Source organism: Arthrobacter sp. NPDC093128, assembly GCF_040683875.1.
In the GTDB taxonomy this organism is placed as follows: domain Bacteria; phylum Actinomycetota; class Actinomycetes; order Actinomycetales; family Micrococcaceae; genus Arthrobacter.
Genome location: NZ_JBFBEY010000006.1, coordinates 199475 through 217315, shown reverse-complemented (window position 1 = coordinate 217315; position 17841 = coordinate 199475). Strand labels below are relative to the sequence as shown.

Below are 17841 nucleotides of genomic sequence, written 5' to 3'. Positions count from 1 at the left end.
TGCCTATGCTTTCACTGCGTGGTCCACGGCTTTGCGGACGGCCTTGTCGGCCTTCTTAAGCTGCTTGCCGGTGGTCTTGCGAACGTCCGACGTCAGGTGGCTGGCACCCTTGCGGGCATCAGCGGCCAGGTGCTCGGCCCGCCAGGCCAGGCTCGGCTTGCCGGCGGTGTCCACGGAGGCCAGCAGCACGCCGCCAGTGAGCGTGACGTTCTTGAGAAGCTGGGTGCGGCGGGCGTCCCGTGCTTCCTTGGACGTGATATCCGCGCTGCGCCACTCGACGTAGGCATTCAGAACTGAAATAACCGCGAGCACGGAGGCGGCGAGCCGGGCTGACTTGCCCAGGGCGAACAGCACGCCGGCGCCCACCTGGGTGCCACCGATGACCCGGGCCAGCACCTTTTCGTTCGTGGCGAACGGGAGGGAGTCCGCCGCACGCCGCAGCAGGGGGGACAACTGCGTCGCAGTGTCATCCGCGTTCTTTAGCTTGTCCAGGCCGGCGAGGACGAAACTGGAAGCCAGCATGGGCCGGGCGAGAAAACGGACTAAGGACATGAATTTCCTCCTGGGTGGACGAGCCGCGGAACTTCTGCGGGGGAACCGGTTCTAGTCTTGCACTTTTGCGGAATATTTGCCCGCCGGACGTGGTTGTGAAAAGCAGGTCCCAATGAGTCAGGGGCCGTGCATGGGCACGGCCTTGGGACGTTTGCGGACACCGGGCGGTTGCACGCTCAGGGCGTCAGCGCGGGGCGTTAACAGCAAGGGCCCCAACAGTAAGGACACAGAGCGGAGATGAAGCTTGACATTGGTTAGGGACAGCGTGGAACTCCTCGCTCCGTTGGAGTTCCCCGGACGCGATGGCGAAGCCGGCGGACTGCCGCCGGGCGTTGGCGGGCGCGTCACAGTAGACTTGAAGGCAATGAGCACCATTGACCCGGCCGTTGCGGCCATATATGAGGCTGCCGGAAACGACGCCAAGACCATCAGTGAGTCCCCGAAGGACGCTGCGGCCCGCCCTGGCGGCGCGCCGCAAGCTGTGGAGACGGACTCTGGGGAGACGGACGCTGCGGAGGCGGAAGTCGACGTGGTGTCCGAGACCACGGAGCAGCGCAGGCAGCGGTTTGAACGCGACGCCATGCAGTACGTCGACCAGCTCTATTCCGCTGCCATGAGGATGGCGCGGAACCCCGCTGACGCAGAAGACCTGGTCCAGGAGGCGTACACCAAAGCTTTCTCCGCATTCCACCAGTACAAGCCCGGCACGAACCTCAAGGCATGGCTCTACCGGATCCTCACGAACACGTACATCAACCTGTACCGCAAGAGGCAGCGCGAGCCGCTGCAGTCGAACTCGGACACGATTGAGGACTGGCAGTTGGCACGGGCAGAGTCGCACACCTCAACGGGTCTGCGCTCCGCGGAAGCCGAAGCGCTGGACCACCTTCCCGATTCCGATGTGAAGCGCGCCCTGCAGGCGATCCCGGAAGAATTCCGGCTCGCGGTGTACTTTGCTGACGTGGAGGGGTTCGCCTACAAGGAAATCTCGGACATCATGAACACCCCGATCGGCACCGTGATGTCCCGGCTCCACCGCGGCCGGAAAATGCTGCGGGACATGCTCGCGGACTATGCCGCAGAGCGGGGTTTCAAAGCCGCAACCGATTCAGGCGCAGCGGCCGAAAGCACAAAACAGGAGAACAGGAAATGAGCGACTGCCAGGGACTGGGCGATTGCGACGACGCCCGGATGCAACGTATTTATGAATACCTGGACGGTGCGCTGACACACAGCGACATCGCCGAGATCAAGGATCACCTGGACGGTTGCCCGGAGTGCCTTGAGGAGTACGATCTCGAGTGCGTCATCCGCAAGGTGGTCAAGCGGTCCTGTACGGAAGCCGCTCCGGAGAACCTGAAAAACGCGATCCTGGACCGGATCCACTCGATTCGTCCCGTGGAGGCCTAGCCCCCCGTCGGCAGCCCGCCCCGGATGTTAAAGCGAAGGGCCCCGGAAACCATGTGGTTTCCGGGGCCCTTCGCTTTAAAGCTCATGTTCCAAACCGTAGTTTAGGCGTTGGGGCGCTTCCCGTGGTTCGCGCCGCCACGCTTACGGTCACGACGTTTACGTGCTCGCTTGCTCATAGCTGGCCTCCTTAATCTTGGTACTCAAAAGAGCTGCCCTCAAGTCTCCCACATCACGCGACGGCCCGCGAACCGAGTCAGGCTCAGTGACTGTCTGCCTTCAGCGAGTTGCGGATGGATATCCGGGCCTGATCCAGTACCGTCCGGATCGTTTCCAGCGTGACGCCGCTGATGGGGGCGGAGCCGGCCCGAACCCGAAGCTCAACCCGGAGGCTGTCCCTGAATGCCTGGAGCAGCATTTCCGCTTCCTTCAGCGTTCGGTCGCTTTCGGGGCCATGCCGGGTGCCGCGGTCGGGAAATGCCGCGGAACGTGCTGATGACCTCGCAGCTTCCGCGGTGGCGGCAAGGTCGGCCCGGAGTCCGCGCATATTGGCGCGGATGTCCTCGCGCAGGTTGTCGGCAAGCCTGCGGACGGAGTCCGAAATATCATTTTCGACTCCGGCGAGTTCGTCCCTGCGCCGGTTGAGCTCCACCAGCCCGGCCGGGGTGATGCGGTAGTTGGTGCGGCGCCCCTCGGACTCCGTGGCCACGAGCCCCTCTTCCTCCAGCTTGCCGAGCCGCGGGTAGATGGTGCCGGCGCTGGGGGAGTAGGTTCCCCCGAACCGCTCGCTGAGGGCCTTGATGAGTTCGTAGCCGTGTTTGGGGCCGGACTCCAGCAGGGAGAGGAGATAGAGGCGCAGCGCGCCGTGGGCGAAGACCGGAGGCATCTAGGCCCCCGGTTCGGCTTCTGCGGGCGACCCGCTGTGGATGATGGACGTCTTTCCGGAGATGGAGTTGGTCCGGACCAACATAAGCTGCGTATCCGGGCCGGCGATGGTTTGGACCTTGCCGCCGGGCTGGACGTACTTATGGTCGTCAATGACCACAGCGCCGCTGGCGGACTGTGCCACGATGTCCACGCCCACGTCCTGGGGCACCCGGACCGTGAGGTCACCTGACACTGAATTCGCCCCGAAGTCGTGGGTGAAGCCGTGCAGGTCAAAGCTCATGTCGCCGCTCACGGTGTGGGCGCGGATGTTGCTGAACCGGCCGGAGGCGGTGACTTCGCCGGAGACGCTCTTGGCGGTGAGGACGCCGTCGTGGTTCCGGGCGATGACTTCGCCGCTGACCGTGTTGACGTGGAGCTCGCCGGCCGTGCCGTCCGCCATGACTGATCCTGAGACGGTATTCAGCCTTGTGTGCCCGCTGATCCCGGAGACGAGGCCGTCTCCGCTGACGGTTCCTGCTTCGACTTCGACTCCGGCCGGGAGCGCAATGCTGATCACGATGGAGTTGGTGCTGTTGTTGTGGACTGTTCCCATCAGGTTCTTGAACCAGCCCTGGGCGCCCTGAAGTTGGTGGCGCACCTCGAGCCTTCCGTTGGCCAGGGTCACGGTCAGCGGGTCGCCGTGGATTTCGGAGACTTCGATCCGCGTGACATCCTCGGCGTGGGTGACCACATCGAACCGGCCCCGGATAATTCCGAGTTTCAGTGACCTGACGCCGTCGACGTCGATGGTCTGCGGACCGGTGACGGTCCAGGTGTTGTCGTCCACAGTTCCTCCAAGTTGCGATATATCGTGAATATGAATTGACGATATATCGCGTCTTGGCGAAAAGCAAGAGTCGACAGCCGTTAGCGGTAGATCTTCCCGATGACGGTGCGGGCGATGGCCGTCGCCGGGTCCCGGCCGTCCGGCGTCGGGGCCAGGTTGGTCCAGACAACGAGGGTGACCTTGTTCCCGGGGTCATAGCCGGCAAAGCTGTTGAACCCGGGCAGTTCGCCGGTGTGCCCGAAGAGGTTGCCGAATTTTGCGATGCCCAGCCCGTAGAGGGCGCCGCCCGGATCGTCGGCCTTAACCGGCTGGAGGCTGTCCAAACGCAATTTCTGCAAATCCGGCCCCAGCACCTTCCCGCCGCCGAGCGCCTCGGCCCAGGTGGCCAGGTCCTCCGCCGTCGAGATTCCCGCACCGGCCGCCCAGCCCCATGACGGGTTCATGGCTGTCTGGTCCGTAGGCTGGAGCGTCCCGTCCGCGGCAGCCTTTTGCATGTCCTCGGGGAGGGCCGGATCGTCGAGGGTCAACACATTGTTCCCGAACATGTACCCGTGCGGATGCGGTGCGGGAATGGCGTTGGACGTCACTTCGGGAAACACGGATTGGGTCAGGCCAAGCGGCGTGAACAGCCTGTCGCGGAAGGACTCGGCGAGCGGTTTGCCGTCCAGGGCTTCCGCGATCAGGCCCAGCAGCACCGTATTCGTATTGGAATAGTGGAAGCCCTCGCCGGGAGCGAAGTAGGGCGGATTACGGAAGGCGACGGCGAGGAGTTCTTCGGGGGTCCACGCCTTTCCGGGATCGGCGTCGAGGACCTGGTTTACTTCGAGGGCCTCGGTGTAGTTGTAGAGCCCGCTGCGCATCGTCAGCAGCTGCTCGATGGTGATGTTGGCGCCGTTCGGTACATCCGGGCGGTAGTCCGCCACCGGGTCGTCGAGCTTGATCCTGCCTTCCTGGACCAACTGCAGGATGACCGTGCCGGTCCACGTCTTGGTGATGGAGCCGATCCGGACGTGGTCTTCCGGCGTCACCGGATCGGATCCGCCTATGCTTCGCACGCCGTAGGTGCGCGTGAGGTTGCCGCCAGGGGTCCGCAGCAACATCACTGCCCCGGGGACGCGCAGTTCGCGGGCAGCTTCGCTGAAGGTCTGCTCAAGCGCGGCCTGGTCAAATGGGTGCAGCGCGCTGTCTCCCGACGAAGGTGTCGGTGTACCGCTGGTGGCGTTGGACGGCGACGTTGAGGCTGAGTTCGACCCCGGGCTGGACGGAGCGGGAGACTGGCCCGGACTGCACCCTGCCAGGGCAAGCATCAGTGCCGCGGCCAGGGCTGCCGGGGCAAAGGAGGCCTTGGAATTTCCCGGAGCGGTCATGACCCACAACCTTCTGTCGACGGCGCTATGGGGCCATTGGGTCACGGGCACGACTCAGGTGTCAAGCCTTACCGGGTACGGTGCAGCAAATTGCCCACGGTGCCGCGGCGGGGATTTGGTTCTTACTCCGGAGCGGCGATGCCGAGCCACTGGAACCAGCCGCGGTGCAGCACCAGCCAGGCCATCAGTCCGTAGCCGGCCTGTCCCGGTGTGCCGCTGTTGGCGGCGAGGTCCTGACGCCACTGCTCGTGGTTGAGCAACGGCGAAAACGTGTCAACGTAGAGGTGCTTGCGCCGCGTGGTGACGTCCGCGAACGCCGTGTTCAGTTCACCCAACCGCCGGTTTTGCGCCGGATCGAGCGACGGCGGCGGGCCCACCACAAAGACCTCGATTTTGTTCTGCGATGCGGAGTCCAGGATGTTGGCGAGGTTCAGCCGGCTGCGGGCCGTGGACAGCCCGAACTCGACGTCGCGCCCGCTGAGTCCGATCACGAGCCGGTTTTCGTGGTTGTTGCCGAAGCGGCGCCCCGCCTCGTCAAGCCACCGGGAGGCCAGGCCTTCGGTGCCTTCCTGCGGACAGGGGAGGGCATAGCACTCGACGGTGATGCCGTCCTGCGGAGTGCGGGCCAGCACGCGGCCCAGCCAGCCCAGCGCCCGGGGATCGCCCAAGCCGGCCAACAGTTCATCTCCAACAGCCGCAATCCGCAGCTTCCTGTCTTCCACGACTACCTCTTTACCTCAATATGCAACTAAATTCAGCGTTCCATGGAAGCGGGCTCCCGGCCAACTCCGGCGGCGGACGGTCTGTTGGCGGCAGCCCCTTCCATTAAGCAGCGCTGCCCGGCCGGAGTCGTGAATTTCGAGCTCCGACCGGGCAGCGTTCAAGCTACTTCCGTGCGAACGCCTGCTTAAGGAGGGCATCCTGCTCCGCGGCGTGCCGCTTCATGGAACCGGCGGCCGTGGAGGCCGAGGCCGGACGGGAAACCAGCCTGACCCTGCGGTCCAGTGCCTCGGGCAGGTTCAGGCCCATGAACGGCCACGGACCCTGGTTGGCGGGTTCGTCCTGTGCCCACACCACTTCGGCGTTCGGGTACTTGGCGAGCTCGGCAGCGATTTCAGCGGCGGGCAGCGGGTAGAGCTGCTCGACGCGGACGATCGCGGTGGTCTTGTCGCCGGTCTTCTGCCGGGTGGACAGGAGATCGTAGTACAGCCGGCCGGAGACCAGCAGCACACGCTCGACAGCATCTGCCTGCAGGTGCTCGTGCTCACCGATGACGGGCTGGAAGGCGCCCGTGGTGAAGTCTTCCACCGACGAGGCTGCGGCCTTCAGGCGGAGCAGCTGCTTGGGTGTGAAGATGATGAGCGGCTTCCGCGGCCGGCTGTACGCCTGGCGGCGCAGCAGGTGGAAGTGGGAGGCCGACGTCGTGGGGTTGGCCACGATCATGTTCTCTTCGGCGCACATCTGCAGGAAGCGCTCGATCCGTGCGGACGAGTGGTCCGGACCCTGGCCTTCGTAGCCGTGGGGCAGCATGAGCACCAGCGAGGAGCGTTGTCCCCACTTCTGCTCGGCCGAGGAGATGAACTCATCGATGATGGTCTGGGCACCATTGACGAAGTCACCGAACTGCGCTTCCCACAGGACCAGCGCGTCAGGGCGCTCAACCGAGTAGCCGTACTCGAAGCCCATGGCGGCGTATTCGGACAGCAGGGAGTCGTAGATCCAGAGCTTGGCCTGGTCATCGGAGAGGTTGCCGAGAGGCAGCCACTCGTTGCCGTTGGCGCGGTCGTGGAAAACAGCGTGGCGCTGCACGAAGGTGCCGCGGCGTGAGTCCTGGCCGGCGAGCCGGACAGGGACGCCTTCCATGATGAGCGAGCCGAAGGCGGCGATCTCGCCGAAGCCCCAGTCGATGCCGCCTTCGCGTGACATCTGCTCACGCTTCTCCAGCAGTTGCTTGAGCTTGGCGTGGACAGTGAAGCCCTCGGGGATTTCAACGTGGGCCTTGCCGATGCGCGCCAGGGTTTCGGCGGAAATCGCGGTGGACGCCGGTGCGTTGACGCCGAAGTCGGCCTGCTGGGCGATGGGCCGTTCGATGTCCGACACGGCGGCGGAATCCGCAGTGATGATCGGGATCGGCGAGGTCTGGGCCGCGTGGGTCTCAGCGAAAACGCGTTCCAGCCGCTCCTGGTAGTCGCGGAGCAGCTGCTCGGCTTCTTCCTCGGTGATGTCGCCTCGGCCGATCAGCGATTCGGTGTACAGCTTGCGCACCGAACGCTTGGCTTCGATCAGGTTGTACATCAGCGGCTGGGTCATCGAGGGGTCATCGCCCTCGTTGTGCCCGCGGCGCCGGTAGCAGACCATGTCGATGACGACATCCTTGTGGAAACGCTGGCGGAACTCGTAGGCGAGCTGGCCGATGCGGACCACTGCCTCCGGGTCGTCGCCGTTCACGTGGAACACCGGCGCCTGGATCATCTTGGCGACGTCCGTGGAGTAGGTGGAGGAACGTGACGAGGACGGCGCGGTGGTGAAGCCGACCTGGTTGTTGACGACCACGTGGATGGTACCGCCGGTGCGGTAGCCGCGCAGCTGGGAGAGGTTGAGCGTTTCCGCCACCACACCCTGGCCTGCGAAGGCGGCGTCACCGTGCACCATGATGGGCAGCACAGGGAAGGCCTCGCCCTGGTCCAGGCGGTCCTGCTTGGCGCGGACGATGCCTTCGAGGACCGAGTCCACGGCCTCGAGGTGCGAGGGGTTGGCGGCGAGGTAGACCTTGGTTTCCTTGCCGTTATCCGACGTGAACGTGCCCTCGGTGCCGAGGTGGTACTTGACGTCGCCGGAACCCTGCACGGAGCGCGGGTCCTGGGTGCCTTCGAATTCGCGGAAGACCTGTGCGTAGGTCTTGCCGGCGATGTTGGTGAGCACGTTCAGGCGGCCGCGGTGGGCCATGCCGATGGCGACTTCGTCGAGGTTGTCGTCAGCCGCATCGGAGATGATGGCGTCCAGCAGCGGGATCAGCGATTCGCCGCCTTCCAGCGAGAACCGCTTCTGGCCCACGAACTTGGTCTGCAGGAAGGTTTCGAAGGCTTCCGCGGCATTGAGCTTGGATACGATGCGCAGCTGCTCTTCGCGGCTCGGCTTGGAGTACGGGTGCTCCAGCTGGTCCTGGAACCACTTGCGTTCGGCCGGGTCCTGGATGTGCATGTATTCGATGCCGGTGGTGCGGCAGTAGGCGTCGCGGAGCACGCCCAGGATGTCGCGGAACGCGAGCATGGGCTTGCCGCCGAAGCCGCCGGTGGGCCACTCGCGGTCAAGGTCCCACAGGGTCAGTCCGTAGGTGAGGACGTCCAGGTCAGGGTGCTTGCGCTGGACATACTCCAGGGGATCCGTGTCCGCCATGAGGTGGCCGCGGACACGGTAGGAGTGGATGAGCTGCTGGATCCGGGCGACCTTGTTGATCTGGTCGGCGGGGTCAACCTGCAGGTCCGGGCTCCAGCGCACGGGTTCGTACGGGATGCGCAGGGACTCGAAGATCTCGTCATAGAAGTTCTGTGCGCCCAGCAGGAGCTGGTGCACCAGCTTCAGGAATTCGCCGCTGCCGGCACCCTGGATGACGCGGTGGTCGTAGGTGGAGGTCAGCGTGAGGACCTTGCTGATGGCGTTGTGCGCGATGATCTTCTCGCTGGCGCCCTGGAACTCGGCCGGGTAATCGAGTGCGCCGACGCCGATGATGGCCGCCTGGCCCTTGGAGAGGCGCGGCACGGAGTGCACAGTGCCGATGCCGCCCGGGTTGGTCAGGGACACGGTGGTGCCCGAGTGGTCATCCGCCGTCAGCTTGCCGTTGCGGGCGCGCTTGATCAGGTCCTCGTAGGTGTGCCAGAACTCGGAGAAGTTGAGGGTCTCCGCCTTCTTGATGTTCGGCACCATCAGCAGGCGGGTGCCGTCCGGCTTGGGCATGTCGATGGCGATGCCGAAGTTCACGTGTGCCGGCTGGACCGCTACGGGCTTGCCGTCCACTTCGTCGTAGTAGACGTTCATGGAGGGGAACTGGGACAGCGCGCGGATGACGGCATAGCCGATCAGGTGCGTGAAGGAGACCTTGCCGCCGCGGGCGCGGGCCAGGTTGGAGTTGATGACCACGCGGTTGTCGATCAGCAGCTTGGCAGGGATGGCCCGGACGCTGGTGGCGGTGGGAACTTCCAGGCTGGTGACCATGTTTGAGGCGATGGCCTTCGCCGGTCCGCGAAGGACGGAGACGACGTCCTCTTCGGGTGCCGTGGGGGCCTTGATGTTCTTGGGCAGCTGCGCCGGGATCGGCGGGGTGCCGGCGGACTCGGGCTTCTTTGCGCCGTCGCGGGCAATAGTGGCAGGAGCTTTCTTTGCCGGGGCTGCCTGCGGCTGGGCAGCGGCGGGCTGGGCGGGAGCAGCCGGCTTGGCAGGGGCTGCCGGCGACGCTGCCGGTGCTGCCGCAGCGGGAGCTACAACTGGAAGTTCGCGAGTTGCGGGGTTGGCGGGCGCCGGTGCCCCCGAGGTCCCGTTGGAAGACGAGCTGTCACCGGCGTCGAAAGATTCGAACAGCGGCCACCACTTGGCATCAACCGTGTTCTTGTCCTGCTGGTAACGCTCGTACAGTTCGTCAACGAGCCACTCGTTTCCGCCAAATTCCTCTGGTAGACGGTGGCTAGGCTGCTCTGGCACTTGAAATACGCCTCTTCCATGAGTTTGATTTCCCTCTGGTCGCCTTCGGTGCCTCAGCACAACAATCGAACCAGTTTCTGCGTCCTGTGAACCCAGACCTTTGCCAGTCTAGTGACGATTCTTGGTTAACTGCCAATAAGGGTGACCCAAATCATGTAGCGGCGAAACTATTGCGGGAATAAGCCTCCGGAGCCGTCCCCGGAGCCGTCCCCGTCGTCATCCCTCTGGGGGCGCGCCCTCGCCTAGACTCGCAGTGAGAACCCCTTTTCGACGAGGAGCAGCCGTGCGTTTTCTGAGTGAACCGTCCACCGACCTGACTTATTCGGATGCCTTCCTGGTGCCCTCGCGTTCAGACGTGACGTCACGGCTGGATGTGGACCTTGCAGCCGATGACGGCACGGGCTCGTCCATCCCTCTGGTGGTGGCCAACATGACGGCCGTGACCGGAAAGCGGATGGCCGAGACGATGGCCCGCCGCGGCGGGCTGGCGGTCCTGCCGCAGGACGTTCCGCTGGAGGTGCTCCGGGACGTCACAGCCTGGATCAAGTCCCGCCACATGGTATTCGAAACTCCGGTGAGCCTGCTGGCCTCGGAAACTGTCATCGACGCCCTCCACCTGATGGGCAAGCGGCCGCACGGGGCAGTAGTGGTGGTGGACGACGCCGGCAAGGTTGCCGGAGTGGTCCGGGCGGCGGACTGCGAGGGGCAGGACCGTTTTGCCTCCCTCGCGTCCGTGATGCGGCAGGCCCTGGTGCTCGACGCCGCCGATTTCGGCGCCGGTTTCGGCGCCGGTGCCGCGGACGGGGCAGGAACAGGCCCGGCCGCCCGTGATGCCTCGCTCCGGGCTGCTTTTACGGCTATGGACTCCGCGGGTACGGACTTCGCGCCCGTTCAGCTGGGCGGTTCCCTCGCCGGCGTCCTCACCCGCAAGGGCGCCCTTCGTTCCACCATCTACCGGCCGCTGCTGGATGCGGAGGGGAAGCTCAAGGTGGCTGCCGCCGTCGGAATCAACGGTGACGTGGCGGGCCGGGCCGCGGAACTCCTGGCCGCCGGAGTGGACGTACTCGTCATCGATACGGCCCACGGGCACCAGCAGAAGATGTTCGACGCCCTGGCGGCCGTCCGCAGCCTGGACCCCTCCGTTCCCCTCGTGGCCGGCAACGTCGTGACCGCGGATGCCACGCGCGAACTGATCCACGCCGGCGCGAACATCGTCAAGGTGGGCGTTGGACCGGGCGCCATGTGCACCACCCGCATGATGACCGCGGTGGGCCGCCCCCAACTGTCCGCCGTGCTTGAGTGCGCGGCTGCGGCGCGCGCCGCGGGAGGGCGGATCTGGGCTGACGGCGGCGTGCGGTACCCGCGTGATGTTGCCCTGGCGCTGGCGGCCGGGGCAAGCCAGGTGATGATCGGCTCGTGGTTCGCAGGTACACACGAAAGCCCGGGGGATCTGCAGCCGGATGTGAACGGCCGCCTATATAAGGAGAGCTTCGGCATGGCGTCGGCCAGGGCGGTGCAGAACCGCAACCAGCGTGAAGGCGCCTTCGAAAAGGATCGGAAGGCGCTATTCGAAGAAGGCATATCCACGTCGCGCATGTATCTGGACCCCGCCCGGCCGGGTGTGGAGGACCTCGTGGACATGATCACCGCCGGACTTCGCAGTTCCATGAGCTATGCCGGCGCCGCCGACCTCGCCGGTTTCCGCGAGCGTGCCGTTGCCGGAATCCAGTCTGCGGCCGGTTACGAGGAAGGCCGGCCCGTTCCGCAAAGCTGGTGAGGGACGCGGGCATCGGAGCGGCTGCCGCCGCCCGCCGCTCCGGTACGCCGTGGCTGCTCCTGTAGACTGAAACTCTTATGGACAGTAAATCTAGGTGCCGGCCTGGGGGCTGTCAGCGGAGCAGGAACACCAGCTCCCCGCAGCACACCCACAGAGCCGGCAAACCCCGTTCACGCGCCCATCACTCTGCAGCAGTTCACTCTGCCGCAGCCTTTCAGGAAACAGGGTCGGCACCGGCCGACCATCCTCCGCCGGCCAGTTTCCCCGGCAACACCTTCCACTCTTTGCCCTGTGGATCCCCGGCGCCCAGTGATCCCGGTGAGGGACATCTGCTCGCCGGATATCCGGAGGCCAGCCGCTGATGGAATGGTTATTGCTTGGAGCAGGCCTCCTGCTCATCCTTGGCACGGGCTTCTTCGTCGCCGTCGAGTTTTCCCTCGTCGCCCTTGACCAGGCCACGGTCCAGCGGGCCGTGGACAACGGCGACGCCGCGGCCGTGCCGCTGCTCAAGTGCCTCAAATCGCTATCTACCCAGCTTTCCAGCTGCCAACTGGGCATTACCCTGACCACCCTGCTGACCGGCTACGTCATGGAGCCATCCGTCGGACAGCTGCTGGAAGGTCCGCTGGCCGCGGCCGGCGTTCCCGAGGCCGCAGCGGCGTCAGTATCCCTGGTGCTCGCCATGACCATCGCCACCCTGCTGTCGATGCTGATCGGCGAACTGGTCCCCAAGAACATGGCCATTGCGCTCTCGCTGCCCATCGGCAAGGCAGTGGCCCGCCCGCAGCTGGTGTTCACCGCGATCTTCAAACCGGCCATCATCGTGCTCAACGGATTCTCCAACAAGGTGCTGAACGTCTTCGGACTGGAAGCCAAGGAAGAGATTTCCGGGGCGCGGACACCGGCCGAACTGGCCTCCCTGGTGCGGCGCTCCGCCGCCATGGGAACGCTCGACGCCGGCACGGCCAACTTCATCGACCGGACGCTCAAGTTCTCCGGCCGCACGGCCGCGGACGTTATGACGCCCAGGATCAGGGTGGAGACCATCGCAGCCGAACAGCCGGTGTCGGACATTGTGGACGCCGCGAAGCGCACGGGGTATTCGCGTTTCCCGATCATCGGCGAGTCCGCGGACGACATCCGCGGCCTGGTTCACGTCAAGAAGGCAATCGCCGTGCCCTGGGACCGGCGCATCAACCTCGAAGCCGGCGCCATCATGACGGACGTGCTGCGGGTGCCCGAAACCATCCACCTGGATGCACTCCTGGCTGAACTGCGGGAAGGAAACCTGCAGCTCGCCGTCGTGCTGGACGAATACGGCGGCACGGCCGGCATTGCCACGCTGGAAGACCTCGTCGAGGAAATCGTCGGCGAAGTCGCGGATGAACACGACAAAGTCAGGCCCGGGCTCCTCCAGAGCGCTTCGGGCGACTGGTACTTCCCGGGGCTGCTGCGCCCGGACGAGCTCTCCGAACAGATTCCCGGCCTGACAGTTCCCGATGAGTCCGCCTACGAGACGGTCGGCGGCTATGTCATGAGCCAGCTCGGCCGGATTGCGGTGGTGGGGGACAGGGTCGACGTCGGAGGCGGAACACTGAGCGTGACCCGCATGGAGGGCCGCCGGATCGACCGGATCTGCTTCAAGCCCTCTCCTGTCCACGGCGAAGAGCATGTTGCCGGCAAAGGAGGCACCGCATGAGCGACTGGGTAGGAATCCTGTGGCTCGTCATCCTCCTGATCGGCAACGCCTTCTTCGTGGCCGCAGAGTTCGCCGTGATGTCGGCACGCCGGAGCCAGATCGAGCCGCTGGCGGAAGCCGGGTCCATGCGGGCCCAGACCACGCTGCGGGCCATGGAAAATGTCTCGCTGATGCTGGCCTGTGCGCAGCTGGGCATCACGGTCTGTTCCCTGCTGATCCTGCAGGTGGCCGAACCCGCGATCCACCACCTGATGGCGGTGCCCCTGGAAACAGTGGGCCTGCCGATGGAAATCGCCGATGTCGTGGCGTTCACCGTGGCGCTCCTCGTGGTGACCTTCCTGCATGTGACCTTCGGCGAGATGGTGCCGAAGAACATTTCGGTTTCCGTCGCGGACAAGGCGGCCTTGTTGCTGGCGCCGCCGCTCATGTTCATTGCGCGGCTCGTGAATCCGGCCATTGCGGCCCTCAACTGGTCCGCAAACCACATCCTCCGCGCCATGCGGATCGAACCCAAGGATGAGGTCAACTCCTCGTTCACGCTGGAGGAAGTCCAGTCGATCGTGCAGGAATCCACCCGGCACGGGCTGGTGGACGATGATGCCGGACTGATCACGGGTGCATTGGAATTCTCGGAACATACGGCATCCCACATCATGGTCCCGCTGGACAAGCTGGTCATGATGAAAGCGGCCACCACGCCGGTTGAGTTCGAAAAGGCAGTGAGCCGCACCGGGTTCTCCCGCTTCCCGATGATGGACGAGGACGGCATGTTGTCGGGCTACCTCCACATCAAGGATGTGCTGTCCATCCCGGAAGGCGACTACGAGCATCCGATTGCGGAAAGCCGGATCAGGTCCCTGGCGAACCTGTCCATGGACGACGAGATCGAGAAAGCGATGTCCGTGATGCAGCGCACCGGTTCGCACCTGGCCCGCGTCATGGGACCCGAGGGGAACACCCGGGGCGTGCTGTTCCTGGAAGACGTGATCGAGCAGCTGGTCGGCGAGATCCGCGATGCGACCCAGGCGAAGGGTATCCGCCGGCTGGGTCAGCCGGACGGAGAGTAGCCGCCGGCAGCGCACCGTGCCTGACCGGCGTAGCCCTAAATAGGAATCATTCCCATTTAGGGCTACACTCGTCTTGTTGCTAATGCTCCTGATTCTCATGTAGCAAGTCCGAACAACCAGATCCGAGGTCCTTCCGTGCGCCGTTCAGCCGTCCTTTCCGTCACCGCCCTTGCCGGCCTGAGCATGCTGCTGTCAGCCTGCAGTACGACGGCGGGCAGCCAGCAGGCGGGTTCCGGCGCCATCGAGGTGGTCACCTCCACGAACGTCTACGGGGACATCGTCCGCGAAATCGGCGGGGACAAGGTCAATGTCAAGGCACTCATCACCAAGGCCAGCCAGGATCCGCATTCCTACGAGGCCACCACCCAGGACAAACTGGCGGTCTCCAAAGCCAGGCTGGTCGTTGAAAACGGCGGCGGCTATGACGACTTCATCCACAAGCTTGCCGATGACGGCAACCTGGGCCATGACAACATCATCAGCGCCGTTGAGGTGTCCGGGCTTGCCCCCGAGAAGGAGCCGGCTGCCGGTTCCACAGCCGAGGCCGACGACCACGGTCACTCCCATGACCACGGAGCCTTCAACGAACATGTCTGGTACAACCTCGGCGCCATGACCAAGCTGGCCGATGCCGTTGAAGCCAAACTCGCAGCGCTGGAGCCGGCCTCGGCACCGACCTTCCAGGCCAATGCCGCCGCGTTCAAGCAGGAGATTTCCGGGCTCAACGCGCAGGTCACCGGCCTCACGGCGACGGCCGCGCAGGCGCCCGTGGCCGTCACTGAACCTGTACCCCTTTACCTGCTCGAAGCCGCCGGCTTGGTGAACAAAACGCCGGCGGACTATACGGCCGCAATCGAGGAAGGCTCCGATGTGCCGCCCGCGGCGCTCAAGGAAGCCACGGAACTGGCCGGTTCAAAGGACATCAAGTTCCTGGCGTACAACACACAGACCGAAGGCCCGCAGACGCAGGCCCTGAAGAAGGCGGCCGAGGGAGCGGGGGTTCCGGTGCTTGACTTCAGCGAAACCCTGCCCGACGGGAAGACGTACGTTCAGTGGATGACCGCCAACGTGGACAGCATCAAGCACGCGCTGGGCAAGTAGCCCGCCGCAACGGGACCGCCGGCAGGACGCCGTAACTGGACCGCCGGCAGCGGACCGTAACTGGACCGCCGGCAGCGGACCGTGCCTGATTGAACCATCCTTGGACGGGCCGTCCTAAGATGGTGGGGGCGCTTCGCCCCGCATGAATCGAGGATAAAGAACGTTGAAACCGGTAGTGAGCCTCCGCGGAGCCACCCTGAAGTTCGGCAAACGGACGCTCTGGGAGGACCTGGACCTCGACATCAATCCCGGCGAGTTCTTTGCCGTCCTCGGCCCGAACGGCAGCGGAAAGACCACGTTCCTGAAGGTCCTGCTGGGACTCCAGGAGCTCCATTCCGGGTCGGCGACCTTGGGTGGCCGCCCGGTGGAACGGGGAAGCAACCTGATCGGCTACATTCCGCAGCAGAAATCATTCGCACCGGACACGCCCCTGCGCGCCCGGGACCTTGTGGGCCTGGGCGTTGACGGCCACCGCTGGGGCCTGCGGGTGGGTGCCGCCAAAACCAACCGCCGGATCGATGAACTGCTGGACCTTGTCGGCGCCACGGAGTACGCCAAGGTGCCGGTGGGTCAGCTCTCCGGCGGTGAACAACAGCGGCTCAGGGTGGCCCAGTCGCTGGCCGCGGATCCGCAGGTCCTCCTGTGCGACGAGCCGCTGCTCTCTTTGGACCTTCAGCATCAGCAGGCTGTCAGCGCACTGATCAACAAGCAGTGCCGCAGCCAGGACAGCGCCGTGGTCTTCGTAACGCACGAGATCAACCCGATCATCGATTACGTGGACCGCGTCCTCTACCTTGCCGGCGGACGGTTCCGGGTGGGCAAGCCGTCCGAAGTGATGACTACCGAGGTGCTCTCCGGCCTCTACGGCAGCCGGGTGGAAGTGATCCACGCCAACGGCCGGATGATCGTGGTGGGGCTGCCCGAGGCCGCAACCCACCACCACGAGGACGCACACTCCGTGGCAGGGGAGGTGGGCTAAATGGATTTCGACAGCATCCTGCGTGCCATTTTCAATTTCGAGAACTACGGCGAGCTCCTGGCCCTGGTGCAGAACTCCATCTGGGCCGGCGCGCTGCTCGGCCTGCTGGGCGGCCTCATGGGCACCTTCGTGATGAAGCGTGACCTCGCCTTCGCGGTCCACGGCATCTCCGAGCTGTCCTTCGCCGGCGCAGCGTTTGCGCTGCTGATCGGGGCAGACATCGTTTTCGGATCCCTCATCGGTTCGGTGCTCGCGGCGCTGCTCCTGGGAGTGATGGGCGTCCGCGCCCGGGACAAGAATTCCATTATTGGCGTCATCATGCCGTTCGGCCTTGGCCTGGGCATCCTGTTCCTCTCGCTTTACGAGGGGCGGGCTTCAAACAAGTTCGGCCTCCTGACGGGGCAGATCGTGTCCGTGGACACCGTCCAGCTCCAGGTGCTGGCCACGGCCGCCCTGGTGGTGATGATTGCCCTGGTGGCGATCTGGCGTCCGCTCACTTTTGCCAGCGTGGACCCGGAGGTGGCGGAAGCGCGCGGTGTGCCTGTCCGGACGCTGGGCATCGGCTTTATGGTGCTGCTGGGAATCAGCGTGGCGCTGTCCATCCAGATAGTGGGGGCACTGCTGGTGCTCGCTTTGCTGATCACCCCTGCGGCTGCGGCGCTGCGCGTGACGTCCTCACCCCGTCTGGTGGTGACGCTCAGTGTTGCCTTCGCGGTGACTGCCACGGTGGGCGGGATCATGCTAGCCCTTGGGGGCCGGATTCCGATCAGCCCGTACGTGACCACGCTGTCGTTCCTGATCTACGTTGTGTGCCGCATCGTCGGCGGTGTACGGGCCGGGCGCGGCCTGAACGGGCGCGTGCTCCCGGCGGAGGCCTGAGCGGCTTAGGCGTACGCCTAGCCTCCCGCGGCCTTCCGTGCCGTGCAGTCCGGGCACAGGCCGTAGATCTCAACGGTGTGGGCCACTTCGGTGTAGCCGTGCTCCGCTGCAGTCCGTGCGGCCCAGGTCTCTACCGCGGGAGCCTCGACTTCCACAGCCTTGCCGCAGTTGCGGCACAGCAGATGATGGTGGTGGCCGGTGACGGCGCACCTCCGGTACACGGCCTCGCCCTCGCCGTTGCGCAGGACATCCACCAGCCCGTCGTCGGCGAGCGACTGCAGGATCCGGTAGGCAGTGGCCAGCGACACGGAGGTGCCCTGGTTCTGCAGGATCCGGTAGAGCTCCTGGGTGCTGACGAAGTCGTCAAGCTCATCCAGGGCGGCGCTCACCGCCAGTCGCTGCTTGGTGACACGCTGCTCCCTGCCGCCGGTGGTAGCCGGTGCGGCTAGCTTCGTGCCGTCGGCTTTGGCGCCGTGGGCCATGGATGGACTCGCTTCCCTGAGGGGTGTTGGCAATGTCCAAGATTACCAGCCGGGGTTCATGGGCATTGCCGTCCATGCATGGCCGTTCATGGACACTGCCGTGCGGGCCACCCTAGGCTGGC

The 17841-nt window shown here is 65.1% G+C and carries 15 protein-coding genes; 8 read left to right on the top strand and 7 right to left on the bottom strand.

What is annotated here, in order from left to right; translation table 11 throughout:
• Window positions 1–3 precede the first annotated feature (3 nt).
• On the bottom strand, window positions 4–552 hold the full coding sequence (locus AB0N24_RS09540) for a DoxX family protein (RefSeq protein WP_104172304.1): 549 nt from the start codon (window positions 550–552) through the stop codon (window positions 4–6).
• 319 nt (window positions 553–871) lie between these two features.
• On the opposite strand from AB0N24_RS09540, the gene AB0N24_RS09535 reads away from it, so the two are divergent.
• Window positions 872–1705 (top strand): sigma-70 family RNA polymerase sigma factor, encoded by an 834-nt coding sequence (locus tag AB0N24_RS09535; RefSeq protein ID WP_364123235.1) that lies wholly within the window; start codon window positions 872–874, stop codon window positions 1703–1705.
• Window positions 1702–1962 (top strand): mycothiol system anti-sigma-R factor, encoded by a 261-nt coding sequence (rsrA, locus tag AB0N24_RS09530; RefSeq protein WP_028270137.1) that lies wholly within the window; start codon window positions 1702–1704, stop codon window positions 1960–1962. Before AB0N24_RS09535 ends, rsrA begins: the two co-directional genes overlap by 4 nt.
• A gap of 259 nt (window positions 1963–2221) precedes the next feature.
• Here the strand turns inward: rsrA and AB0N24_RS09525 are convergent, their stop codons facing one another.
• The 5 genes from AB0N24_RS09525 to AB0N24_RS09505 all read right to left on the bottom strand — a co-directional run bounded on the left by AB0N24_RS09525 (window position 2222) and on the right by AB0N24_RS09505 (window position 9735).
• The gene (locus AB0N24_RS09525; RefSeq protein ID WP_364123158.1) at window positions 2222–2845 is read right to left on the bottom strand and encodes a PadR family transcriptional regulator; all 624 of its coding nucleotides are present in this window, start codon (window positions 2843–2845) and stop codon (window positions 2222–2224) included.
• Window positions 2846–3673: a DUF4097 family beta strand repeat-containing protein gene (locus AB0N24_RS09520; RefSeq protein WP_364123156.1), complete on the bottom strand. Its 828-nt coding sequence runs from the start codon at window positions 3671–3673 to the stop codon at window positions 2846–2848.
• A gap of 80 nt (window positions 3674–3753) precedes the next feature.
• Entirely contained in the window at window positions 3754–5040 is a 1287-nt protein-coding gene (locus tag AB0N24_RS09515) for a serine hydrolase domain-containing protein (protein WP_364123154.1), read from the bottom strand.
• Between the two features lie 122 nt (window positions 5041–5162).
• A complete protein-coding gene (locus AB0N24_RS09510; RefSeq protein WP_364123152.1) occupies window positions 5163–5762 on the bottom strand; it encodes a GDSL-type esterase/lipase family protein in 600 nt (199 codons plus the stop codon).
• Window positions 5763–5925: 163 nt separating this feature from the next.
• Entirely contained in the window at window positions 5926–9735 is a 3810-nt protein-coding gene (locus AB0N24_RS09505; protein ID WP_364123150.1) for a multifunctional oxoglutarate decarboxylase/oxoglutarate dehydrogenase thiamine pyrophosphate-binding subunit/dihydrolipoyllysine-residue succinyltransferase subunit, read from the bottom strand.
• A gap of 283 nt (window positions 9736–10018) precedes the next feature.
• On the opposite strand from AB0N24_RS09505, the gene AB0N24_RS09500 reads away from it, so the two are divergent.
• From AB0N24_RS09500 to AB0N24_RS09475, 6 genes are all read left to right on the top strand, one after another.
• On the top strand, window positions 10019–11512 hold the full coding sequence (locus AB0N24_RS09500) for a GuaB1 family IMP dehydrogenase-related protein (RefSeq protein ID WP_364123148.1): 1494 nt from the start codon (window positions 10019–10021) through the stop codon (window positions 11510–11512).
• A gap of 361 nt (window positions 11513–11873) precedes the next feature.
• Window positions 11874–13211, top strand: coding sequence for a hemolysin family protein (locus AB0N24_RS09495; RefSeq protein ID WP_364123146.1), 1338 nt, complete (start codon window positions 11874–11876; stop codon window positions 13209–13211).
• Window positions 13208–14278 (top strand): hemolysin family protein, encoded by a 1071-nt coding sequence (locus AB0N24_RS09490; protein ID WP_364123144.1) that lies wholly within the window; start codon window positions 13208–13210, stop codon window positions 14276–14278. The genes AB0N24_RS09495 and AB0N24_RS09490 overlap by 4 nt, the downstream gene beginning before the upstream one ends.
• A gap of 135 nt (window positions 14279–14413) precedes the next feature.
• The gene (locus AB0N24_RS09485; protein ID WP_364123142.1) at window positions 14414–15379 is read left to right on the top strand and encodes a zinc ABC transporter substrate-binding protein; all 966 of its coding nucleotides are present in this window, start codon (window positions 14414–14416) and stop codon (window positions 15377–15379) included.
• Between the two features lie 163 nt (window positions 15380–15542).
• Window positions 15543–16358 (top strand): metal ABC transporter ATP-binding protein, encoded by an 816-nt coding sequence (locus AB0N24_RS09480; protein ID WP_364123140.1) that lies wholly within the window; start codon window positions 15543–15545, stop codon window positions 16356–16358.
• Complete coding sequence (locus AB0N24_RS09475) at window positions 16359–17237, top strand: metal ABC transporter permease (protein WP_364123138.1); 879 nt, start codon at window positions 16359–16361, stop codon at window positions 17235–17237.
• Between the two features lie 17 nt (window positions 17238–17254).
• On the opposite strand, the gene AB0N24_RS09470 is transcribed toward AB0N24_RS09475, so the two are convergent.
• The gene (locus AB0N24_RS09470; protein WP_364123233.1) at window positions 17255–17719 is read right to left on the bottom strand and encodes a Fur family transcriptional regulator; all 465 of its coding nucleotides are present in this window, start codon (window positions 17717–17719) and stop codon (window positions 17255–17257) included.
• Window positions 17720–17841 lie beyond the last annotated feature (122 nt).